We start from the raw sequence: 23883 nt of genomic DNA, 5'->3' as shown, positions 1-23883 counted from the left end.
TTTTACCCCTCAAAAGGCCCAGGCGCTATCAAAAATCGCCAATCTGCTCCCCGGATCCGCCGGCCGTCGCCTTGGCAGTACCGCCAATACGCTTGCAAAGGCACTTGAGCTGGTGAACGGAGTGCCAAACGAAACTGCATTGCCGCTCGCATACTGGCGTAACTCGTCAGGTCCGCGGGAGCTTGATCGTGATCCATCCCGCGATGGTTGTGGCCTCATCTGGTATGCACCGCTGGTGCCGATGCGTGCGGCGACGGCGAGTTCGTATGTGGATATGATTGAACGGACTACGAAGAAGCATGGCATCGAACCGTTGATTACCTTTACGACGATCAGCGACAAAGTATTCGACAGCACGGTGCCGCTCATTTTCGATCGTGGTAACAATGCGGCGCTTGCCGCCGCCACCAACTGCTATACCGACTTGCTGCTCGAAGGCCGTGAGCGGGGTTTCTTTCCTTACCGCGTAGGTCTCGGCGCGATGCAAACGCTGTCCGCCATGCAGGAGGAATCGAAGGCGTTCCATGCCCGCCTCCGACATAGCATTGACCCGGATGGCCTTTTATCACCTGGACGATACCAATAATCGAGGATGAATTGGATGTCGGAAATTTTTACAGCTTGCAGGCCGAATCCAAATAAATTCGCGAGCCTTACTAAATTATCATTAAAAATCAGGTGCTTGCGATTCGTCTTTCCTGTTGGCATACAAGCTGCTTATAGCTCTTGCAGAAATTACAACTCGGCTAAGAATTAAACTAAGGGGAATTTATGAAAATGTTAAAGAAGCTGGTATCAGCAGTTGCAATGCTCGCCGCTTTCGCCGGTACTGCGCAGGCCTCGATCATCAACATCGGTGGCGTGACCTGGGATCCGGATGCTGTAAGCTTGACTGATAGCGACTTTACTGCTCGTTATGTCTTTAACCAATTTTTTACATCAAATGCAAATGCTGTTGGCAATGCTGTAAATGCAGCGCCAAACTACGCAAATGCAATCAATCCACTGACAGTTGGCATTGGTGATGTTTTACAAGGTGTAGGCGAGTTAGTCTCTTTCAATGGCGTTGATTACGGCAATACCAAGTCGTTGGTCGGGGGTGCATTCTGCGCAAGTTGTGAACTAACTTTTGTCTTCGGCGGCTTTGAGATCTCTGGCCCAGGGAAATTCAAAAACGGGTGGCTGAGATTGTATGTCGACAATACGCCAGATTTTGACGTAAGTACGAGCGCTGCTGCGAACGCCTCTGACGGAAACCTTTTTCTTGAACTTAATGCAGTGGACAATCAATTTTCTAACGCCACTAGCTTTCAGTCCGGTTTCCTAACAAGCTTTTTCGCTGTGACGGGTGGTATTGCAGCCAACAACTTTGACACGAATACACAGCAATTCATGGCTGACCTCTTGTCTTCCGCCTCGTCTCAGTTCAGCAACAACAATTTTCTTGCCACATCTACTGGCCAAATTTCCGGTAATACGATTCCTGAGCCTTCCACAGTTTTACTGTTGAGTTTGGCATTGCTTGGCCTTGCGATTACCCGTCGCCAAGCGAATAGCAAATAAAACTCAAAGACGAGTTGAGCAAATGACCCGCTGCAGCGGGTCATTTGCTATTTGCAGGCGAGTTGATGCCATGACCTTGAAGAGACGTCGTCCACACGCCTGAGCTTCAATGGCGAACATCCGTTTTCTAATCAAGATCTCAAACCCCATTTTTCATTCTGAAATCCAGAGTATTCTGAAAATTGAGAGTGACTCTGCCAATTTATTCGTGCTGCATTAAACGACAATGTTCGCCTTCATAAAGTAATAAATCAAATCGAGCAGTTTGATGCCTTTTTTAACACTATCTGATATATTCATTTTACTTTCATGCAAGCAAGAGAGAACTCTATGAGTGTCGTCGCCGTTGTCGGACTTGGCTATGTTGGACTTCCACTCGCTGTCGAGTTTGGGAAGAAACAGCGGACTATTGGCTTTGATTTGTCGGTCAGCAAAATCACGAGCTATAAAGAGTTCATCGACCCGACCGGGGAGCTTTCATCCAAAGAACTGCGCGATGCCGAGCGCCTGGAGGTGACGAACGATCCAGCGGAACTCGCGGCCGCTGATTTTATTGTCGTCGCGGTGCCGACGCCAGTGGATCTGGCTCATCAGCCGGATTTCTCCGCATTGGCCGGTGCAAGCCAAACCGTCGGCAAATATATGAAGCGTGGTGCTGTTGTGATTTTCGAATCCACAGTCTACCCGGGGGCTACCGAAGAGATTTGCGTACCGCTTCTTGAGAAGCATTCAGGCATGAAATGGAAAACGGATTTCCATGTCGGTTTTTCGCCGGAGCGCATCAATCCCGGCGACAAGGAACATACGCTCACATCGATTCTGAAAGTCGTTTCCGGCGACGATGCAATCACTCTCGATCAAATTGCCGGTTTATACGAGTCGATCATTACCGCAGGCGTTCACCGCGCATCCAGTATCAAAGTTGCAGAAGCAGCAAAGGTCATCGAGAACACGCAACGTGACTTGAACATCGCCTTGATGAACGAGCTCGCGATTATCTTCGACAAGATCGGCATTGATACGCTGGAGGTTTTGCAGGCCGCCGGCACGAAGTGGAATTTCCTTCCGTTCCGACCAGGGTTGGTAGGTGGACACTGCATTGGTGTTGATCCCTATTACCTTACGCACAAAGCGGAGATGATCGGTTATCACCCGCAGGTAATTCTGGCGGGCCGTCGAATCAACGATGGCATGGCGAAGTTCGTGGCCGAGAAAACAGTTAAAGAAATGATCCGTGCAGGCGTCAATGTGAGCGGTGCACGAGTCAATATTCTCGGTTTGACATTTAAGGAAAACTGCCCGGATTTGCGCAATTCGAAAGTGGCCGATGTAATCAATGAATTGCAGTCCTATGGCGTAACGGTTCATGTCTATGATCCTGTTGCGGATTCCAAGGAAGCACAACATGAATATGGCGTAACCCTCGAATCTTGGGAGAGCTTGCCACGTGCAGATGCGATCATCGCTGCGGTGTCACACCGGGAATTGCTTGCCCGGCCATTGTCAGATTTTCTGGCAAAAGTGGTCAAGAAGGGCTGCTTCATTGATGTCAAATCGCAGTTTGATCATGTCGCACTGCGTGAGGCAGGGCTGACAGTCTGGCGTCTCTAATCGATCAGAGGCGACGCCCGGCACGGCAATGAGTACATATCTGGAAGCGCAGAATCATCTGCACAATCATCAGTATCGCTGGCTCGTCACTGGCGCCGCTGGATTTATCGGTTCCAACCTAGTAGAAGCCTTATTAAGGGCCGGTCAGAATGTGGTCGGCCTGGACAATTTGTCGACCGGGCATTTGCATAACCTGGAGCAGATCGAAGAACTGGTCGGTCCGAACGTGTGGTCTAATTTTCGATTCATAAAAGGCGACATCGTTTCGTTAGAGGACTGCATCGACGCATGCGAAGGTGTTGACTACGTATTGCACGAAGCTGCGCTTGGATCGGTATCGCGATCCATTGAAGATCCGATTCTCACGAATACCAGCAATGTGTCCGGATTCCTGAACATGCTGGTGGCGGCCAGAAACGCAAAAGTAAAGCGGTTTGTTTACGCAGCCTCCAGCTCGACATACGGTGATCATCCAAAGCTGCCCAAAGTGGAAGATCAGATCGGAAGGCCGCTGTCACCCTATGCAGTGACCAAACTGGTTAACGAGCTGTATGCAGATGTGTTTGCACGGAGTTACGGGTTCGAATCCATCGGGCTCAGGTACTTCAATGTTTTCGGGCCAAGACAAGATCCTCATGGAGCATATGCAGCGGTTATCCCGCAATGGGTGGCAGCGTTAATCGAAAACCGTGAGGTCGCAATAAATGGCGACGGCGAGACCAGTCGTGACTTCTGTTTCATTGACAATGTCGTTCAAGCAAATGTTTTAGCGGCTTTAACATCCAATCCCGCTGCCATCAATCAGGTGTACAACGTCGCGGTGGGTGATCGCACGACGCTGAACGAGTTATACGAGGCGATGAAGCGATTATTGGTTCAGCGGTTTCCTCACCTGCAAAATCACAAACCGCATTATCGCGACTTTCGAGCCGGCGACGTGCGCCATTCCCAGGCGGATATCGCCAAAGCTAGGGAACTGCTTGGATTTGACCCGATTTACCGTATCGATGCCGGACTGCAGCGCGCAATGAACTGGTATGTCGACCATCTCTCAACCTAGTCTGTAGATCCGTTCCGGCGCCGGTATGGCACTGACCGAGTACCTTATGCCGGTAATCCGGCGACGAAGTCGTGCTGGCGTCTGCTGATGACACCGTCAACTTCATGGCCGTCAATGCAAACTTCATCGCCCATACGATTCGGTAACCCTAGGCCGCGTATTCGCATCGTATTGTTGATGCTTAGTGTCGTCGCAGGTGCCATCGGTATCGCTGCCTACCTGATTGTCAGGTTAGATTTGCCTCCTCACACTCTTGCGCACTATATGGAGAAGCGATTGGCACAGCACCATCCTGCGATTGTGAAAGCAGGTAGCTGGATTGCGAGTGGAATCAGGTCTTTGGATCGTACCGGTTCATTGCCGTACGTCGCTCCCATTTTGATTCCCACGGGAACGGCTGACAATGCGGATCAGCGAAAATCCCAGGAAACGGCGAATATCAAGCAGGTACGAAGTTCCAGTGAGGTCATCGGCGCAATCGCCCAAGCGAGGCCCGGCGATGTAATCGAAATGGCGCCAGGAATTTACCGCTTCCACGGCAGTCCTATTTCTGTAGCAAGGCCGGGCATGCAAAATGACCGAATCATTCTACGGGCCAAGCAACCCGGTACGGTTATCCTCGAACACGAGATGGTCGAAGGATTTCTTGTTTCGGCGCCGTACTGGACGTTTGAAAATCTGACCATTCGTGGTATCTGTTCCAGCCAGAACGGATGCGAACACGCATTTCATGTGGTCGGGGGGGGCAGTCATTTCATTGCCCGGAATAACACAATCACTAACTTCAATGCACACTTCAAGATTAATGGCATCAATGGAATCATGCCTGACTACGGGCTCATTGAAGCGAATATTCTGAGAAACACGGTAATCCGGAACACTGCCAGTGCCGTGACGCCAGTCGACCTTGTCGCTGCCAGTGGATGGGTGATACGCCGCAATTTCATTAGCGATTTCATCAAAACGGGCGGTAATAAGGTCAGCTTCGGCGCTTTTGCCAAAGGCGGCGGTTCGGGAAATCGCTTCGAGCGGAATATCATCATCTGCGAGAACCTCCTGAAAGGTGTGGTCGGCCATAGGGTAGGACTCTCTCTGGGCGGCGGTGGCACGGGAGCACAGTTTTGCAGGGACAGGCGATGCATCACGGAGCAGGAGAGGGGAGTGATCGAGGCCAATCTCATTGCTTCATGTTCAGACGAGGGTATTTATCTAAACCGAAGCGCGAGCAGTACGATAAGGCATAACACAGTGATCAACACAGCTGGTATCACTGTTCGATTTCCCGAGAGCAGCGCGAACGTGGAGGGTAATATTGTCGACGCCAGTATTCGAAGCAGGGAAGATGGGATCGTCCGCAATACTGATAATCTCGAAGATTCACCGTTGAAGTCATACATCGGGGTGACGCCAGTACGTGACGTTTACCAAAGTAACGGTGAGTTTGCATGGCGCAGAGATCCGCCTCGTCGCGACGCCGTGCTCCATACACCTCTAGACTTGTGCGGTAGGCAGCGGCCTACCGGTCCAGCATACGGCGCATTCGAGCGCTTCTCCGACTGCTTGGGCAACCAGAACGTCGAGGCGCGATAAGCTTGTCGCGATATGTCTGTGGTGTGACTCTCAAGAGATTAAAATAACATCACCCGTATCAGGTATGACCACTGCATGGATGTGTTCTGATCCGCGACCGGGATTGCGATCATTTATGTAGCAGGCAATCCGGAAATGCGAGACAGGGCGCGTCAATTGTTCACTTTTTTTCTTGAGCGTTCCATTTGCCCACTTCCGCGAGTTTGGTCTTCAACCCCTGCAATGGAAAATCCAGGGAAGCAGCCTTCTCGGCATAGTGGCGCGCGTTGTCATAGTCCTTCTTCTCAAAATATACCAAGCCCAGGTTGTAATTGATTGGCCCATTGTCTGGTTGCAGATTGACCGCTTCAGTGAGCTGAGTCAGGGCATCATCGTATCGGCCTCGTTTTGAAAGATAGGCGCCATAAATCATGCGAACTGCAGAATCGTCAGGGCGAAATCTGATTGCCCGATCAAAATAGCATTCAAACGAATATTTTAGTCCGGGAACTCGTGTCGTCTTGCTTCGAAGCGCATATCGGGCCAGGCTGGACAGTGCGCGGGGATGATTAGGGAAAGCTTTCAGGGTATAGTCGATGTCGCCGCCGAGCGTGCCAGCATTTCCCTTGATGAGTTTCTCAACATCTGGAGTGAAATGTGCGCTTTCAACGAGGTACAGGTTCGGGGCAAATTCGGCTTTCCGGTAGTCGAACGGACCATATGCATTGGCCAATTCGCCGCAGTAGCCGGCGCCGTAAGCGGCAGTCGACGCCATCGATAACAGTAATGCGCCAAGTTTTATCCAATTCCTCATCAACGTATCCTGTTAAAAAGTGCATCAAACGTTCGGCAATTCTTAAGCGTTTCCTGCAATGACAGCGTCCAATAGCGTCGCCAATTCTTTGCTTCGCGCTTCCCGTGAATGCGCCATCGCACTTTCCAGAGATGGAACGGATGCGCGTTCGTCCCTTGCTGTTGCAAGGAATGCGAGGAGGCACTGCATGATTGCCTCTGTGGAGTCGAGTGGTGCAATCGTTTCGACACCCGCAGTGCGGAGTGTATGCGCAGTGTCGCCAATCGGATCGGTCAACGCGAGAATGGGGCGACGCGCACGCAAATACTCATAGAGTTTTGCCGGGATCTGATGATTGCAATTGGATGCTTGCAAAATAAGTAAGCCGTCGGCTGAAAGCATCTCGGCCAATGCGTCCTTGTACGGAACCGGCGGCTCCAGTTTTACGATGTCGCCGATATCGTATTTGGCGATAAGTTTGCCCAAGTACTCATCATGGCCGGTGGCGCGCAGGACCACTCGAAGTGTTCCTGCGGATACCTTGCCGTGGCACCGCAAGGCATCTATGGCCTCGAAAAAATGCGTGGGGTCCCTCTCCGAGGGGTAGATCACGCCGCTATGCACGATATAAAACGGAACGTTGCTATTCGTCGACGCCCTGGAAATCGCTTCCGCAGTCCGAAAATTTTCTTCGTCGTACCCGTTTTCGATCAAAGCATAACGAGACGCCGGAATCTCGGGAAAGCGGCGGCGGTACATTGCGATGGTGCCCGGTGTAGTGCAAACCGCTTTTGTGCAATGTTGCAGCGTTCTCTTTTCAATCCATTGGTAAGCCCGCCTTGTCAGCGGATTGGACGGATAGCCCTCGTCGGTCATCGGATCGCGCATGTCCGCTATCCAGGGAATGCCGGTCAGGCGATGCACGCTTAAGGCAATCAGGTGTGCGGTGGCGATCGGGTAGGTTGACCAGATAAGATCCGGCCGTTGTGATCGCACCATTTTCATTGCGGCGGGAACTGCGCCAAGCCACCATGAAATCCAGCGATCCGGGAGCGCAAGCATACCCAGATAGCGACCCTTGAAGGACAAATGGCGGGCGGTATCAAGGGCGAAGGCACGGTTGACCTCAATACCGTCCGGTATTTCAGCCATCTGATCGTTGCTCGTGCTTGCATAGGCGCGCGGATTGGCGGTCAGCACCATCGGATCCCAGCCGTGCGCCTTGATGTAACGCGAAAATTTCAGCGTTCGCTGGATGCCGCTGCTTCCCCGCAAGGGGGGGTAATGAAACGCAATCATGAGCACGCGTTTTACCATGATGTGATCCACGCCCCTGTCCATGATGCCACCTGATCACGCCATTCGCGCGTTGAAAAAGTATGGTTGGCTTCAGGCAGATCCCGATGCTGATAATTTGGGCTGCGAAGCATTTTCTGCCATTTGGGCGACGCTCTGACGACGTCCTTGAATTCTTTTGCGGTGAGATCGTTTCCGCTCAGGATGATGAGCACCTTGCCCCGGAAAAGCGCCAAGCTAGCGCGCATCCTTTCCGGAAGCGGATCATTGCCGGCGGCTCCGTTGCCTTCCCCGATGGGTTGGCCCTGACTGTTTCCCTGTGTGGCTGTACTTTTCCGGATCATCTTGAACAGAGAATGCGCCGCGTTCCGATAATTGAATTTGCCTTGTGCGATCTTCAGCCACATATCGCGTTCGAACATTCTCGAAAAATAGTAGTGCTTGAGATACGCTTTCGCCATACTTTCATCGGTACGTACCCACGGATTGAGCAGCACAATGCCTGTGACCCGCGCATCGCTGTGAGCATAGAAAATTGCGGCAGATGCAGCGTCGCACAGTCCCCAGATAACCAACTCCTTGACCGCCGGCACATTGCTGACAAAAGTGTTTATTGCATGATGCAGATCGGCATCAACCGATTCAAAGGTCCGCATGTCTCCGTCGCTATCGCCCATGCCGCGGTAATCAAAACGCATCACAGCGACGCCTTGAGCAGCAAGCTGCCGCGCCAGCAGGGTGAATTGCCGATGACTGCCTGCGCGGTATTGCGGGCCGCCGACGACGATCAGCACGCCGCGCGAGGATGCCTTTCCCGGCACGCTGAGAACGCCGTACAGGCATTCTCCCTCGCACTCGAATTGGATGGCGCGTTCGAGGAAATTCACGCCACGACCTCACGAAACAGATTGCTGGAGACTGTCAGCAGGTCGGGGCAATCGGCGATTTCCTGTGACATCCAAAATGCCGGGCCGGTGACCGTATTGCAATGCAGGTCGACACCATGCCGTGTCCAGGTGCCGGCGACCCTGGACGCCGCCGGGCTCATTTGCCTGCCAGCTTCCGCTACCACTTCCATCCAATGAACCGGGCTGCGGGTGATGATCAGGTCGTTCGCATTCAATTTATCGATGCTTTCAAGCAGTGCCGGCGCGAGCTCATAGCCCGCGATTTCCAGGCTCTCGCCGTTTTTCATCCGCGTTCGCAGCGCCTGCGTTCCTTCGGTCTTTCCCTGCTCGCCTGCCAGCATCGCACTTGCCACCCGTGTCCGGAGAAACTGGGTCATATAGGTTTCACCATTGAGCACGGGCTGCCATAACAGCACGTCGCGGAAACTGCGTTCCGTACGAGCCGCAAAGTCGAGCGCGAGGAGCCCGCCCAAACGCAGTCCCCAAAGGCCCGGCGATACCGAACAACGATTCGCAAGCCAATCAACCGCATGTTCGACATCCTTCAGCCATATTTCCCATCGTGCATCTACGAAGTCGCCCCCGCTATCACCGCAGCCGAACAGATCGATCTGGAGAACCGCAATGCCATCCTGCGCAAAGCGTTTTGCCTGCAACGCCGCCATGCGTCTGGACTTGTTCATTTCTTCCGCAAAAGGGTGAATGTAGACAAGCGCGCGCTGGCATTCACCCGTGTAGCGCGGGGCGTGGAAAAGGCAAAAACGGTCGCCGTCGCCCGCCGTCAGGAAAAATGGTTCAGCGCAAACGTGGCGGCTGGAATCGATCATGCGGCCATTTTCTGCTCGACGAAACTGACGAGGCTACCAACTGTTTCGAATGTGGCCGCATTGATTTCGTCGTCGTCAACGCTGATGCCGAAGTGCTCCTCAAGGGACGCCAGGACGCTGATGACGGCCATCGAATCGAATTCAGGGATGCCGCCCATCAAGGCGGAATCTTCGCCCAACGTGTTTTTTCGTTCGCCGAGGGCCAGTACTTCAGCCAGAATGGTTTTTACTTCTTCAAGATACTGCATGTTTGGTTCCTGTCATTGAAAGCCGTGTAAGACTGTAAAAGCGTGCTGCATGCCTGTCCGGGCGCTATGAAGATGCCGGGCGGTTCGCAAGCTTGATTAACCTGCCGCAGTCACGGTTCGTTTCATTGCTCCATGTACCCGCGAAAGGAAAGAAAATCGGTAGGCGTTGACGTGATACAGATGGCGTACGTCATCAGTCCATTTGAGATGCCAATCCATCACCTTCCCGTAAAACTCGATGGCTTGCGGTCCGCGCTCCTCGAACAAGACCCTGGTTTGTTCCTGGCGGAGCAGAAAGGCCGGTGATGTGCCGTCATTGATGCTTTCATCGTAGGTGGTTTTCAGAATGACGAGATGGGTGTCGCTCTGGATGCACAAATCCATTGCGACCACCTTATCGTTGTACCGATACCGATATATTCGTCCGGCACCACGGCGGCAAAACGATTCCAGCATGCTTCTATAAAACCTTCCCTGTGCGTTTCCCGGATGAATGGCCGTGCCGAGCTTTGCCTTCCAGCCTGCGCTTTCAAGCGCCCCATATTCCGCCAGCGCCTTTGCGACATCCTCTGGCGCCGTGCACACGTCGAGGTGCAGCGATATGCCTTCCTTCTCCAGCTTGTTGCGTTGCTTCTTCATGTTCTGGCGCAGGTTCTTGCCGCGGACATTCCAGTACTCGTCAAAACTTCCTTTAAGCGCAATTCGCGCGGTCGGAATATAGTCGAGGGTGCACATTGCGGCATGATCTTCCGGCCGCGGAATCAGGGCCGGGTCTTGCTGCAGGATGCCGATCATGATGGGAAAACCCGGAAGACGCCTCATCAGGGCAGGAAGCGCCTGGTCGAAGCGGATACCCGAGAGGCAGGTCCATAGTCCGATCGGCGCCTGCGAGGGTTGAAAGGTCTCCCAGGCTCCCCGCCGTTTCGGAGCGAGGATGCCCATGGCCTGTATGCGGTCTCCGATCTCATAGCAGGCAAGCAATTCATTGCCGTTTGCGAACTCCCGCAGCAAGGGCACAACGAAATCTGCGTCGAGAAGCGGCGATTTCGTTCCTTCGTCATTGATCGATTGCCAGTATTGCTGGTGGCGCTCAAAGTCAGCTGCAGGATAAATCTTCCACGTCATCGCGCGTCAACTCCGTTGGTTTGCAGCACGTCAGATATTTTTCCGATCATCCATTCGAGTTCGTCGGGGCGCAAATCCTGATGACATGGGAACTGCATGAGATGGCCGGACAGTTCGACACTGGCAGGGCAAACCTTTTCGTCTACATCGGGCCATAGATATTCGCCGAAGCGGATGATCGGCACGCCGGCATTCTTTAACGCCGGGAACACCGTCTGCAAATTGTCTGCATATAAAGGATAGACCCAGGGGACAACGCCGTCCGGCAATCCGTTAAAAAGTGGGCGGCAGCCGGGCAGTCCCGAAAGCGCTTTGTGCAGCGTAAGGTAGTGGTGCCTTCTTTTCGACGCCATGCGGTTTCTTGATACGGTCCTGACCAGATAGCGGGAAAGAAACGAGGTCCGTTTATCTACCCAGGCCGGTTCGAAAGAGAAGCCGCCGTCGGATGCGCCCGGCGCCAGTGTGCCGGTTCCCGACGATCTTTTTTTCTTGATGGAGCCCCATACGACGTCTTTCAGCCACATCGGAATTGACAGCGCTGCCTTCAGAAACGACATCCGCCCATACGCGAAACCTTTTTCCAGCGTGTTGAATGCGGCTTTCATTTCGAAAGCGAATCCGGCGGATTTCAGCGGAAGGTGCTTGATCGAGTGACGCGACGAGACCAGGCAACCGCCTTCGTATATGGGAAAGAATTTCATGGTGCTGGCGATTGCATAATCGCCATACGAGCCAAGAGGCTTGCCGTGAATTTCGCCCATGAAGGAATGAGCGCAGTCCTCCAGCAAAAAAATTCCATGTTTGTCGCAAAAGGAACGAAGCTTGGGCAGGTCTTGGGGGAAACCGAAATAATTCGTTGCCATTAGTACCTTGGTCCGGCCGTCGATCTTTGAACGGATGTCGTCGAGGTTGACGGAGGTATCCGGATTGATGCGGTAGAAAGTCGGCTTGCCTCCCAGCCAGACGACCGGCTCGATCATCGAACTGCAATGAAAGGCAGGAACAAGTACCTTGTCGCCTTTCTGAATATTCATTTGCTGCAGTGCCAGAGCGATCGCGACGCGTCCGCTTGTTACAAGCTGTGCCTGGCCTGCGTCCAGAACCGACCGGATGCCTTTGTCTTTGCGGCGGTCGAAGAACGATGCCGCCGATAAAACGGGCTGTGTCGGAATCAGGGAGTTTGGGAAGGCAAGCATGGTTAGCGAATCCCGATCAGTGTGAAGGCGATGTATCGCCTGGAGTTGCGGCTACCCGGAAAGAGCACGGCGCAAATAAAACGCGTCAGACGTAAGAGAAAACGGAGAAAACGCATTTCAATGTCGCTTGTTGTAGATTTCGGTCGATTTCAAAGTCCGGTACGAATCGGAAGACAAAACCGCGGCAATCAACCTGCTCTCCCATTTCTACCGTTGCACGTCTGCCGAGCTTGGGCAGGTGAATCGATATCGAGTGCCTGAGCTGGCCGCCGAGCGAGAAATCGAAATACCAGCAAGCTACTTTTTATGTCGTTTCTGTTGTAAAACATATATTATTCCAGATTGTAACTATTTTTAACGGTATTTTGCACATTGGCATCATCTTTCCGGATACATTTTTCTATCGCGGTTCGCCGTTTCCACCTCATTGGTCCGCTACGTAAATGACTGATCTTGTTCATGAATTTATTCTTTCCACGGCGGTTCGAACACCTGACCGCGAAGCACTGGCGTATCAGGGGGACAGGCATGACTATGCGGCGCTTTCCGCGGCGGTGCTGTCCTTGGCCGGAGCTTTCCTGGAACTGGGATTGGGGCGGGGGGAACGCGTCGCGGTTTATCTCGAAAAGCGGATTGAAACCGTCACCGCCATGTTCGGTGCGTCTGCTGCCGGCGGCGTGTTCGTTCCGGTCAATTCGTTGCTCAAACCGGAACAGGTCAGCTATATCCTCTCCGATTGCAATGTCCGCATCCTCGTCACTTCCCTCGACCGTCTAAAAGTACTTGCCCCGGTTTTGGCGCAATGCCCAGATCTGAAAACTGTGGTGGTTGCCGGATCGGCGGAAGAGCCGCCGGTCATCCAGGGCGTCAGCGTGGTCCGGTGGTCGGATGTGCTCCGAAATGTCGACGGACGCAGCGGACATCGCGTCATCGACACGGACATGGCGGCAATTCTTTACACCTCGGGAAGTACCGGCAAGCCCAAAGGCGTCGTGCTGTCGCACCGGAACATGGTGGCAGGAGCGAAAAGTGTTGCAAGCTACCTGGAAAATACGCCCGACGATCGGATCCTTGCGGTGCTGCCCTTGAGTTTCGATTACGGTCTTAGCCAACTCACCACGGCATTCCATACCGGTGCGACTGCGGTACTGATCAATCATCTGCTCCCTCGGGACATTGTCAGAGCAGTCGATGCCGAGCGGATCACCGGACTTGCCGGCGTGCCTCCGTTGTGGCTGCAGCTTGCACAGCTCAAATGGCCTGATGAGTGTTCACTGCGCTATATCACCAATTCCGGCGGGGCCATGCAGCGTGTCACGCTGGACGCGCTTCGGGCTGCGCTGCCGAAGGTTAAACCCTACCTGATGTATGGACTGACCGAGGCCTTCCGCTCCACTTATCTCCCTCCGTCCGAAGTAGACCGTCGTCCGGATTCGATTGGCAAGGCCATTCCCAATGCCGAGATCCTGGTGTTGCGACCGGACGGCTCCGAATGTGAGCCAGGCGAACCCGGCGAGCTTGTGCATCGCGGGGCTCTGGTTTCGATGGGATACTGGAACGACGCGGACAAGACCGCGCAGCGTTTCAAGCCGCTGCGCACCGCACAGCATGGACTGCCGATTCCTGAAATGGCTGTGTGGTCCGGAGATATCGTGCGTAGCGATGAGGAAGGGTTCCTTTACTTCATCAGCCGCAACGACGAGATGATCAAGACTTCCGGCTATCGGGTAAGTCCGACCGAGGTGGAAGAGGTCGTCTATGCAACCCAGCTGGTCGCGGAGGCGGCAGCCATCGGTGTAGAGCACCCTGCGCTCGGGCAAGCCATTGTCGTCGTCGTCAGTGCGCGCGGCGCTACGGAAGTCGACGCGGCGGCGCTTCTGGCGGGTTGCAAGCCTCACCTGCCGGCTTACATGCTTCCTCACCGCGTCATTTCCTGGCAGGGCAGCCTGCCCAGGAATCCAAATGGAAAGATAGACCGGAAGCTGCTCGCAGCGCGGTACGAGGCAATTTTTACGGAAACAGTCAAATGAATGCAACGCGTCCAAAGCACGCGGCATTTCCGCAATTCGACGTGGTTGACGGTTGCCTTCACATTGGAGGCATGTCTCTCGTCAGGCTCGCACAGCGGGTCGGTTCGACGCCGTTCTATGCTTATGAGCGTCGCGCCCTGACCGAGCGCGTCGCCTTGCTGCGGCGGCATCTGCCCGACGAAATTCATCTGCATTATGCGATGAAAGCCAACCCGATGCCGGCGGTCGTACAACATATGGCCGGGTTGGTGGATGGGATCGATGTGGCATCCGGGCTGGAGTTGAAGGTCGCTCTGGATACGACAATGCGACCCGAATGCATCAGTTTCGCTGGCCCTGGCAAGAGCGATGCGGAGCTATCGTCCGCACTCGCCGCCGGAATTGTCGTGAATCTCGAATCCGAGCAGGAAATGGAGCGGTTGGCGCGTCTCGGCAAGGAGTCGGCCATCGTTCCCAAGGTGGCAGTGCGCGTCAACCCTGATTTCGAACTGAAATCATCCGGGATGAAGATGAGCGGCGGCCCGAAACAGTTCGGCGTCGATGCGGAACGTGTGCCGGCGATGCTCGACCGGATCGGCGCCCTGGGACTTGATTTTTTCGGTTTCCATATCTTTTGCGGCTCGCAGAATCTCAAGGCCGCCGCCATCCAGGAGGCGCACGGGAAGACCTTCGCTCTCGCAATCCGCCTCGCCGCTCATGCACCGGTACCGTTGCGCCTGCTGAATATCGGCGGGGGGTTCGGGGTGCCTTATTTTCCGGGCGAGGAGCCGCTGGATTTGGTCGCAGTCGGCGAAAATTTGAGGCGGTTGCTTCCTGAGGTGAAGCAGCAGCTTTCAGATGTGCAAATCGTGATCGAGCTGGGTCGCTACTTTGTTGCCGAGGCTGGTGTGTACGTTTGCCGTGTGGTCGACCGCAAGATTTCGCGAGGGCAGGTGTTTCTGATTGCCGACGGGGGATTGCACCACCATCTCGCCGCATCCGGCAATTTCGGCCAGGTCATTCGAAAGAATTACCCGGTGGCGATCGGTAACAAAATGAATGCGACAAAGCGCGAAATCGCATCGGTTGTCGGTCCGCTTTGCACACCGCTTGATCTGTTGGCGGATCAGATGGAGCTGGCGAAAGCCGAAGTAGGGGACCTTGTCGTGGTGTTTCAATCTGGCGCTTACGGATTGACGGCAAGCCCGAGTGCGTTTCTGAGTCACCCGACTGCGGCCGAAGTACTCGTTTGAACATGAACGACGCGACCTAACAAAAAGAGTTGAGCCATGACTGAACTGCGAAAGAATCTCATATGAGCGGACTGTGTGGATGGGTGGGACATGGCGCTACCCAGGATGAAAACCGGCGCCTGATCGACAAGATGGCCACACCGCTCGTCCGTTTTGACGGTGCAGATGTCCAGACTAGGGTAAGCGGGAAAAGTGCGGTCGCGATCGCGGCAGGTGGTACCGGGGCCCACCTGTACCAGGGGGAAGGGTTGCTCGTCGCAGTGTGGGGCCATGTCGGGTTCAAGGACGCCGGCATGTCCCAACAGGCGCATGCCGAGGGTATCGCAAAGACCCTCGCTGCGGTGTGGCGCGATAGGGCAGAGCAGGCCTGCGCGTTCCTCACTGGTGCATTTTCATTGTGCATTCTCGATGAAGAAAGAGGGCAGGCGCTTCTGGCAATCGACCGCATGGGAATACATCCACTGATCTATCAGGTCGTGGACAACTGCCTGGTCTTCGGCTCGTCCGCCGATGCGATCAGTCAGCATCCCCGGATAAAAACGGAGATCGACCCGCAGAGCCTGTTCAATTACGTCTACTTCCACATGATTCCGGGGCCGGGGACGGTCTACAAAAACCAGCAGCGCTTGCTGCCCGGCGAGTGCCTCATCTACAAAAACGGCAATGTACAAACCCGTCGTTACTGGAGCATGCAGTTCCGGGAGCAGGACGCCCGGCCGTCCGGGGAGCTCAAGGAAGAATTCCTGCAGGTGCTGCGTACCAGCGTTCGCGAGTCGACAGGCAATCAGCCAGTGGCAGCTTTCCTCAGCGGCGGCACGGATAGTTCGACTATCGCAGGTATACTCGGGCAGGTGAGTGGTCAGCCTGCGCAGACCTACTCCATCGGTTTTGAAGCGGAAGGGTACGACGAGATGGAGTACGCGCGGCTCGCGTCGCGCCATTTTTCGACCCGGCATCACGAGTACTATGTGACCCCTGACGATGTCGTGGCTGCGATTCCGAAGATTGCCGGGATATTCGATCAGCCGTTCGGCAACGCTTCCGCGGTGCCGGCATACTACTGCGCCCGGATGGCACGCGCCGACGGCTTTACACGCATTCTAGGCGGCGATGGCGGAGACGAACTCTTCGGTGGCAATGAGCGCTATGCCAAGCAGCATGTGTTCGCCCTGTACGATCGTGTGCCGGCCCTGCTGCGCAAGGCGGTTCTGGAACCGGCGGTATTCGGCATGCCGGCAGGCGAAAAGCTGAAACTGGTCCGCAAGGCGCGCAGCTATATCGAGCAGGCGTCGATCCCGATGCCGGCGCGCATGGAGACCTATAACTTGCTTGGCCGCTATGGCGCGGACAAGGTGTTTTCAGCGGAATTTCTCGCCCAGGGCGATCCTGCCCAGCCTTTGCATCTCCTCAGCGAAACCTACGGCGAGAGTCAGGCGAAAAGCCTGATCAACCAGATGCTGGTGCTTGACTTCAAGTTCACTCTGGCTGACAACGACCTCCCCAAGGTTGTCAAGGCTTGTGAACTTGCAGGAATGGAGGCTGTATTCCCGTTTTTGAACGACGAGATGGTTGCTTTTTCCGCCCGGCTCGCTCCTGACATGAAACTCAAGGGCACGAAGCTGCGGTACTTCTTCAAGGAGGCGATGCGCGGCATCCTTCCGGATGAAATCATCACAAAAGAAAAGCATGGATTCGGCCTGCCGTTTGGAGTCTGGCTGCAAAAACACAAGCCCCTGCATGACCTGGCGGCAGATAGCCTGAATGACCTCAAGGCGCGCCGTGTCGTTCGCGCGGATTTCATTGATAGTTTGCTGGGAGAGCATTTGAAACAGCATGCTGGTTATCACGGCACCATGGTGTGGGTGCTGATGATGATGGAGCAATGGTTCAAGCGGCGGCAGGCCGATCAGTCCCAGGCACTGGCGGCATGATCGCCAACGAACTTCAATGGGTGTGACTGCCAGATAAATCGCTACACCCGCATCTCATCCGACTTTCCAACGGCTGACAACGAGTGCGCAGGCTTCTCGCCATCGCTCATTTCCACTTACCTGATGGATGCTTGCATCGATCAAGCATGCAGAGCCAATGCGGCATGCAGCCTCGTTACAGATAATAATTATTATTTAGTCAATTGCTGTTTTATAATTCCGGCGATGCGGGTGTCGGCTGCGACTGTGCAGAATAACTGGCTCCGAGCTATGCGTTTTAGCGATGGCCGACCTTGATGGCCTTGTTAGGCTGTCGCTGCCTTCTCGAAGGAACACCTATGGAGTTCGCACAACTTACGCCCGGACCTGGCTTTGCACCGATGCAAAGCCTTCTGTATTACGGCCAGCGTATCGTTACATCACCGGTGTTGCGCCGTGCGGTCGTTTCCTCATTGCGGGCCGGCGTCCGTCTGCGGCAAGGATCATTCGGATCCCACCAGGCGTTGACCGCGCAGGAAACTCAAACACTTCAAACCTTGCGTAGCGATGGTTATGCGCCATTTCCTTCATTGTTCAGCACAGACCAGGTCGCGGATATCCACGCTTTCCTTCGCCCAAAGCTGCTCGCTGCCCGCCGCAGCAGCATCAAGCCGTTCACGATAGACGAGGTCCCCGCCGGAGTACGCATCGCCGACTACGGTATTAGCGACATTATCGACTCACCCCATATTTTGGCGTTGGCAAACAGTCCTTCGCTACTGCGGCTAGCCGCCAATTACATCGGCTGCAAGCCAACAATTTCCGCGCTGGGGCTGCGCTGGTCCTTTCCGAGCACAGCGACGGGGACCGACGTGCAGGCGTTTCACCGTGATTCCGATGACTGGCGTTACATGAAAATCCTTGTGTACCTGACCGATGTGGATGACAAGGCTGGCCCCCATATGTATGTCAAGGGAACCCATACCGCGAAACTGTCGGCCCGCCTGCAGCATTACAAGGACACGGATATACAGGAAAAGTATGGCAGCGCGCGAACGATGGTTGCCACTGGCAAGGCGGGATTCGGGTTCGCCGTCGATACTTCAGGCATCCATAAAGGCCAGGTACCTGCGGGGAACGCACGTTTAATGCTGCAAATACAGTACTCGATACTTCCTGCCTATGCCTACAGATATGAGCCGAAACCCTATAAGGGGAAACTGAAGCTGGACGCTTATATCAACAGGCTTTTCTGCAAATAGGAATTGAATTGCAACAAACTGCCCGCTATTGCCTTCATTCCATTACCAAGGCAGGCAAGCCAAAGCATTCCATCAAAAATCGGTTTGCAACTAAAAATCTTCCTGCAGGAACTATTTCTGGTAAGCAATAGTCACAGCTTGTAGTTTGGATAAGGCGAAAAAGCCCGTGTAGAGCCGGCAAGCGATCGTTTTGGCCATCCAATCGACGGGTCGATACTCTGCCCATAATGATCCTCGACCGCATCACCATGTGGTTGAAAATATGTATGACGTGACAATGAGTGAAATAACAATGAATAACTCCACCAGTACTAATCGCACCGTGGTTGATCACGATCCGGTCTCTGATGCGGGATTCGCACAGCCAGCCAATCAATTGAACCGTCGTACATTTCTGCGGAACGTGACGATCACCGCCGCCGCCCTCGTTGCAAACGGTTGCGGCGGTGGGGCGGGAGGTGCGACGCTGGCAGGCGATAATTCGTCCGCGCCACCTCCCGGCCAGTCGCCATCCGCGCCACCGGGGCAATCCCCGACGTCGAATCGTCCCCCGGTCTGGAGCGTTATCCCAACAATCACTTTCACCCAGGGGATTGCGTCCAGTTTTTCAATCGCTGCATTCGTCACCGATGAGGAAAACGACGCACTCAGTATTACCAAAAACGCAGTTGCCTTGCCAGCCGGCGTTACCTATGACGCTGCAACCAGAAGCTTTATCTATGATGGTATCGGCGGAATTGCCAGCACCGGTGGCCATGTATTGACCGCATCCGAAGGGTAGTCGAATGGCACAAACGTCCTCCCAGCCATTCATCGTCCGCATCGCGCCGCGTCCGGCTCTGACGGCTGCGTTCAGGCTAACCTCGGCTATAGGTGGTAACGCACTACCGTTTACGATTGGCCACGCTTTCAAAAAAGGGGAAGTGCCTGCCGGAGTGGTTTTGGGCGGCGGCATCCCGGAGCTGCAAATCGTCGAGAAAAACAGGTGGCCTGACGGATCGCTCAAATTTGCCATCGTGTCCGGACGCGCCACTCTGGAAGCAGGTAAATCGCTAACCGTTCCACTGCAGATCGGATCCTTCCTGCCTACCCCCAGTCTTTCCATCAGCAACTTGAAGGCAACCGGCATTACCGCATCCGTCGATGCCGGTGCGTTCGGCGCTGCCGCATGGAGTGGCGCCGACTGGGACACGCCGTTCATGGAATGGGTCAGCGGCCCGGTGATGAGTTCATGGATCTACCGCAAGCCGATCGGCGTAGACGCGCATCTGGCGGCATGGCTTGAAGTGCGGTTATATAAAGGCGGCGAGGTGGAGGTGCTGCCCTGGGTGGAGAACGGATACCTGAACGTGGCCGGGCCGACCAGCAAAAACGGTACCTATCGGTTTACGATGAATGGCACGGAACGGTTCAGCGCGACGTTCGATCTGCCACATCATTGCCGTACCGTTTTGATCTCCGGCGCAAGGTTGTCGTACTGGAATGTGACCGATCCGCAAATCACGCCACGGCATGACAAAGCGCATTTGCAAGCCACACGCGTGGTGCCGGCCTATCGTGCCTCCGTACCATCCAATGCATCGGTGTGGGCAGGCATGGCGCAGACCTATGTGCCCCTGCAGCTGGGTAACTATTCCCCAACAATGGGAACAACCGGCTATCACGGCTCGATCGGCATGCTGCCCGAGTGGGACGTGTTGTATCTTGCAAGTGATGATGACCGCGCATACGCAGGCGTGATCGTCAATGGCTTCAGCGCCGGGCGGTTTGGTATCCATTATCGGGATACGCAAACGCAGCGGCCGATCCGTTTTTCCAGCTATCCAAATATTGTAATCGGCGGAAACAGCGGAATTACCGGCACCGGCGCGTCGTCCACAAATTCCTACACACCCACCGCAAGCGGCGCCACACCGCCGGTTTGGGCATCTTCTCATCATCCGTCAGTAGGCTTCATGGCGTATCTGCTGACAGGGCGGTTCTATTTCATGGAGCAGGTTCAGTTCGCGGCTACGATTCATTACCTCAAGAATACGGACTCCGCGCGTTTGTTTTCCCAGGGAGTGTTTCGGTCCAATGCCGGGGCTAACACGACTCGTGGTGCGGCATGGGCGATGCGCACCCTGATTCAGGCAGCTTGCGCCACGCCGGATGGCGACAACGCGCTTCGTTCCGAATTCATGGCATCGCTGGAAGCCAACGTGAATTACTACCACCGGCGTTATGTTGCTTCGCCAAATAATCCGCATGGCGTTGTCACGCCGTACGGCGATTACACTGGTGCCGGGGACGGGATTTACTTCACTGCTCCCTGGCAGGAAGACTTTTTCACCGCAGCCTATGGCTACGCCATCGATGTGGAGCCGGCGATTTCCGCTACTGCCATGACGAACCTGCACCAGTTTTTCGCCTGGAAAGCACGTAGCGTGATCGGGCGTTTCGGCGGCACCGCGCCCAACGAATATCTTTATCGCGATGCGGCCACCTATACCATTGCCATATCTCCATCGGACAATCCGGATTTCGAGAGCGGCAAAGGTCCGTGGTATAGCGATTGGGGACAAATCTATGCTGCCACACTAGGTACCGCAAACAGCGGCGTGGCGGGCGATCTCCGCGGCTCCTACTATCCGGGCGAGACCAGCTACTGGGGCAATCTTCAGCCGGCGCTTGCCTACGCAGTCGAACACAACGTTCCTGGCGCACTTCAGGCGTACGAAAGAATGACAGGCGCTTCGAACTGGAAGGATATGGTTGCTGCATTGAATAACGCCCCTGTATGGGCTGTCAGGCCCCGTAATGCTCCATGATCAATGGTGACCATCGCCGCAACCGTTGGCTGGCCTGCGCGTGTGAAGTTGGGTGCCAACGCACCGTTGTCTGGCCCAAACTCGAAAACGGAAAACGGAGTTCCTGAGGGAACCCGGATCATGCGGCAACCGCTGCGAAACCCAAGATATAGATCGAAACAAGATGGCCCAATCCTTATCCAATTCCTTCGTCGTCCGGGTCCAGGAAAACCCTGCTGTCAAGCCTTTGCCCGCATGGGTACCGCCTGCCGGTTATTTTGCAGACGTACCCATGCTGAACAATCCGGCCGACGTCCGCCCGGCCATCTACGGTGCCAGCGACACGATGAACGGCCCGTTCATTATCTGGGGAGGCAGCGCAATATTGCGTGATTACAGCGATCTGGGTGCGCAGGTCTATTACTCCGGAGGCCACGAATCGTCGGGCGGCGAGTCCAATGTGCAAATGTCCTTGATCTGCGATTTTTCTTCGTTGACGTGGAGTGTAAAAAACCTGCCCTTGTCGGCCAACATTTCGTCCAGTTTCAACAGCGCCGGCCTCGCTCCGGATTCCACCCCGTACAACCCGCATACCTACCTCGGGCTGCAAGAAATGCCGGCAGGGTGGGGCGGCGGTGCGAAAGGTACGCTTGTATCGTTCTTCTGGGCCGGATCCAGCTATCCGAACAGGATCAATCTCCTGGACGTCTCGAAGGAAATCAACGGCTATTCGCAGTTGCCGACATCACAGCCGGCGAACTCGGAGCCGACGCGGATTTCGTTTAGCAGCAACGGCCGGGCAAGCGGAGGCACGTATCCAATTACCGTGATGGACGAAAGCCGGCAGGGATGGTGGGCAGCCACCAATGGACCGGTTGATTACACCTTGTTCATCAACCGGCAAGGCCAGATTACCCAGTTCCCGGCATTGGGCGGCAATACGCAGGATGCTGCATTGGTGTTGTGCAAGTCCTTGAACCTGTTGGTAATGATCAATGGCGGATATGCGAATTCCAGCGCCCCGCGCAGGCTATATATCCGCGATCTGTCGACCGGTACGGTCACCAGCAGTACGACTGCCGGCCGGATTCCCAATCTTGGGATCGGTTACGACGGAAGTACGGTGCCGAATTACCACCGCGCCGGCTCCATGGGACTGCAATGGGTCGATGAACTCGGATGCGTGGTCGGGCTGGATGAAAGCACGTCGCCGCCATCGGTCGTCAAGCTCAGTCCGCCGTTAAACAGTCCTGCAACCAGCCCCTGGACATGGAGCACCATCTCATTGAAGCATTGGGTGGACGGGAATCCGAATGGACAATCCCAACTGCAGTCCGTACGAAATTCCGTATGGTCGAAATTCCGATGGGTGCCCTCGCTGCGGGCGTTCGTCTACGGTACAGGCAAAGACCGCAAGCCGCAGGTCATCAGGATTGCATAGCCGTCTGCGGCTTCCTGAAGAAATTCCGTGCCATATGCGTCACGAATCGCAGCTGCCTCTTGTCCCACGGCGTGAAGCGAGGAAGTTGATATGGGTCGGATTGTGCATCGGCGGCTCCCCATGACGTCGACACTGCGGCGTCGAACCCAAGCGCCTTGACGATCTCGACATGCGGGTGCAGGTAGTCCTGCAGGGGTTTGCCGTTGGGATAAGCAAAAAGACGTACGGGCGCGCATATGATGGACTCCAGCACGTCCCTTCCCGCCGCGATTTCGTTCTTTGCCTCTGATTCGTCCAGACTGGCCAGAATGGGGTGGTGCGCGGTATGGCCACCGATGCCCATGCCGGCGCTGTGAAGAGTTTTCACCTGGGACGTCGTCATCATCAGGTTCGACGGTAGCGATATGCGCAGATGGTCGCACATGCCGTCGATGCGGGATTGCCGCGCTGCCGGAGGAAGATATTTCAGTTTGCCAAGCAGCGTCGAGATGGCTTGCCGGCGCTGAGCCGTTGTTGCGATGGCGAATTGCCCCATATCGATCTTTTCGAGGTCGAGCGTGTCGCCGGCGGCATTGCGCACAAGTTCAATCACCGTATCGTTCCACATCCTCCCTCCGTCCAGGAAACCTGTCGCTATAAAGAATGTTGCCGAAACCTGATGTCTTTGCAGAATCGGCAGGGCGACTTCCGCATTATCCGCATAACCGTCGTCGAAGGTGATTGATGCAGCACGCGGTGGAAGTTTGCCGTTTCGTAGTGCCTTGACTGCGTCCGATAACGGGATGATGTTGAAGCAGTTTTTCAGCAGGGCGATCTGGCGATCAAAATCCGCTGCATCCACTTCGCCCGGGAACAAGGGATCGCGTTGCGGCAGTACGCGGTGATAGATCAGTATCGATAAGCGCGCACGCTGGCCGCCCGGCGACAGGACACTCATCATCGTCCTTCCAAGGTGCGATGGCCAATGTTGTTTAGCACTTTCAGTCATAAGACCAGTGCCAGCAGTAGGATTCGACATCTGGC

19 protein-coding genes and 1 pseudogene are annotated in these 23883 nt (G+C 54.9%); 12 read left to right on the top strand and 8 right to left on the bottom strand.

What is annotated here, in order from left to right; all coding sequences use genetic code 11:
- From VGU61_RS01585 to VGU61_RS01565, 5 genes and pseudogenes are all read left to right on the top strand, one after another.
- Positions 1 to 586 (top strand): annotated as a pseudogene (locus VGU61_RS01585) (FAD-binding oxidoreductase); the annotation flags it as partial.
- Positions 587 to 771: 185 nt separating this feature from the next.
- Positions 772 to 1563 (top strand): PEP-CTERM sorting domain-containing protein, encoded by a 792-nt coding sequence (locus VGU61_RS01580; RefSeq protein WP_326857342.1) that lies wholly within the window; start codon positions 772 to 774, stop codon positions 1561 to 1563.
- Positions 1564 to 1893: 330 nt separating this feature from the next.
- Positions 1894 to 3174, top strand: a complete 1281-nt coding sequence (locus VGU61_RS01575; RefSeq protein WP_326857341.1) for a nucleotide sugar dehydrogenase — start codon at positions 1894 to 1896, stop codon at positions 3172 to 3174.
- Between the two features lie 28 nt (positions 3175 to 3202).
- Complete coding sequence (locus VGU61_RS01570) at positions 3203 to 4234, top strand: SDR family oxidoreductase (protein WP_326857340.1); 1032 nt, start codon at positions 3203 to 3205, stop codon at positions 4232 to 4234.
- Positions 4235 to 4510: 276 nt separating this feature from the next.
- Positions 4511 to 5824: a NosD domain-containing protein gene (locus tag VGU61_RS01565; RefSeq protein ID WP_326857339.1), complete on the top strand. Its 1314-nt coding sequence runs from the start codon at positions 4511 to 4513 to the stop codon at positions 5822 to 5824.
- Between the two features lie 160 nt (positions 5825 to 5984).
- Here VGU61_RS01565 and VGU61_RS01560 read toward each other — a convergent pair whose 3' ends face one another.
- The 7 genes from VGU61_RS01560 to VGU61_RS01530 form a co-directional block, all read right to left on the bottom strand.
- Positions 5985 to 6617, bottom strand: coding sequence for a tetratricopeptide repeat protein (locus tag VGU61_RS01560; RefSeq protein WP_326857338.1), 633 nt, complete (start codon positions 6615 to 6617; stop codon positions 5985 to 5987).
- Positions 6618 to 6659: 42 nt separating this feature from the next.
- The gene (locus VGU61_RS01555; RefSeq protein WP_326857337.1) at positions 6660 to 7925 is read right to left on the bottom strand and encodes a glycosyltransferase; all 1266 of its coding nucleotides are present in this window, start codon (positions 7923 to 7925) and stop codon (positions 6660 to 6662) included.
- Positions 7907 to 8779 (bottom strand): hydrolase 1, exosortase A system-associated, encoded by an 873-nt coding sequence (locus VGU61_RS01550; RefSeq protein WP_326857336.1) that lies wholly within the window; start codon positions 8777 to 8779, stop codon positions 7907 to 7909. Before VGU61_RS01550 ends, VGU61_RS01555 begins: the two co-directional genes overlap by 19 nt.
- The gene (locus VGU61_RS01545) at positions 8776 to 9627 is read right to left on the bottom strand and encodes a hydrolase 2, exosortase A system-associated (RefSeq protein ID WP_326857335.1); all 852 of its coding nucleotides are present in this window, start codon (positions 9625 to 9627) and stop codon (positions 8776 to 8778) included. Before VGU61_RS01545 ends, VGU61_RS01550 begins: the two co-directional genes overlap by 4 nt.
- Positions 9624 to 9875, bottom strand: coding sequence for an acyl carrier protein (locus VGU61_RS01540; RefSeq protein WP_326857334.1), 252 nt, complete (start codon positions 9873 to 9875; stop codon positions 9624 to 9626). Before VGU61_RS01540 ends, VGU61_RS01545 begins: the two co-directional genes overlap by 4 nt.
- Before the next feature lie 96 nt (positions 9876 to 9971).
- The gene (locus VGU61_RS01535) at positions 9972 to 11000 is read right to left on the bottom strand and encodes a GNAT family N-acetyltransferase (RefSeq protein ID WP_326857333.1); all 1029 of its coding nucleotides are present in this window, start codon (positions 10998 to 11000) and stop codon (positions 9972 to 9974) included.
- Positions 10997 to 12196 carry an aminotransferase class I/II-fold pyridoxal phosphate-dependent enzyme gene (locus tag VGU61_RS01530; RefSeq protein ID WP_326857332.1) on the bottom strand — a complete coding sequence of 400 codons (1200 nt, stop codon included), beginning with the start codon at positions 12194 to 12196 and terminating at the stop codon, positions 10997 to 10999. The genes VGU61_RS01535 and VGU61_RS01530 overlap by 4 nt, the downstream gene beginning before the upstream one ends.
- A 443-nt stretch (positions 12197 to 12639) precedes the next feature.
- On the opposite strand from VGU61_RS01530, the gene VGU61_RS01525 reads away from it, so the two are divergent.
- The 7 genes from VGU61_RS01525 to VGU61_RS01495 all read left to right on the top strand — a co-directional run bounded on the left by VGU61_RS01525 (position 12640) and on the right by VGU61_RS01495 (position 22860).
- Positions 12640 to 14226 (top strand): acyl-CoA ligase (AMP-forming), exosortase A system-associated, encoded by a 1587-nt coding sequence (locus tag VGU61_RS01525; protein ID WP_326857331.1) that lies wholly within the window; start codon positions 12640 to 12642, stop codon positions 14224 to 14226.
- A complete protein-coding gene (locus VGU61_RS01520; RefSeq protein ID WP_326857330.1) occupies positions 14223 to 15458 on the top strand; it encodes a pyridoxal-dependent decarboxylase, exosortase A system-associated in 1236 nt (411 codons plus the stop codon). Before VGU61_RS01525 ends, VGU61_RS01520 begins: the two co-directional genes overlap by 4 nt.
- Before the next feature lie 62 nt (positions 15459 to 15520).
- Positions 15521 to 17389, top strand: coding sequence for an asparagine synthase C-terminal domain-containing protein (locus VGU61_RS01515; RefSeq protein ID WP_326857329.1), 1869 nt, complete (start codon positions 15521 to 15523; stop codon positions 17387 to 17389).
- A 503-nt stretch (positions 17390 to 17892) separates the two neighbouring features.
- Positions 17893 to 18630, top strand: a complete 738-nt coding sequence (locus VGU61_RS01510; RefSeq protein WP_326857328.1) for a phytanoyl-CoA dioxygenase family protein — start codon at positions 17893 to 17895, stop codon at positions 18628 to 18630.
- Between the two features lie 292 nt (positions 18631 to 18922).
- The gene (locus VGU61_RS01505; protein ID WP_326857327.1) at positions 18923 to 19411 is read left to right on the top strand and encodes a hypothetical protein; all 489 of its coding nucleotides are present in this window, start codon (positions 18923 to 18925) and stop codon (positions 19409 to 19411) included.
- A gap of 4 nt (positions 19412 to 19415) precedes the next feature.
- Positions 19416 to 21440, top strand: coding sequence for a hypothetical protein (locus VGU61_RS01500; RefSeq protein ID WP_326857326.1), 2025 nt, complete (start codon positions 19416 to 19418; stop codon positions 21438 to 21440).
- A 163-nt stretch (positions 21441 to 21603) separates the two neighbouring features.
- On the top strand, positions 21604 to 22860 hold the full coding sequence (locus VGU61_RS01495) for a hypothetical protein (protein ID WP_326857325.1): 1257 nt from the start codon (positions 21604 to 21606) through the stop codon (positions 22858 to 22860).
- Here the strand turns inward: VGU61_RS01495 and VGU61_RS01490 are convergent.
- A complete protein-coding gene (locus tag VGU61_RS01490) occupies positions 22847 to 23797 on the bottom strand; it encodes a polysaccharide deacetylase family protein (RefSeq protein WP_326857324.1) in 951 nt (316 codons plus the stop codon). The genes VGU61_RS01495 and VGU61_RS01490 overlap by 14 nt on opposite strands.
- Positions 23798 to 23883: the final 86 nt, after the last annotated feature.

The sequence above is a fragment of the Noviherbaspirillum sp. genome, from assembly GCF_035944575.1.
Lineage (GTDB): Bacteria > Pseudomonadota > Gammaproteobacteria > Burkholderiales > Burkholderiaceae_D > Noviherbaspirillum.
This window is presented reverse-complemented; position numbering and strand designations above follow the sequence as displayed.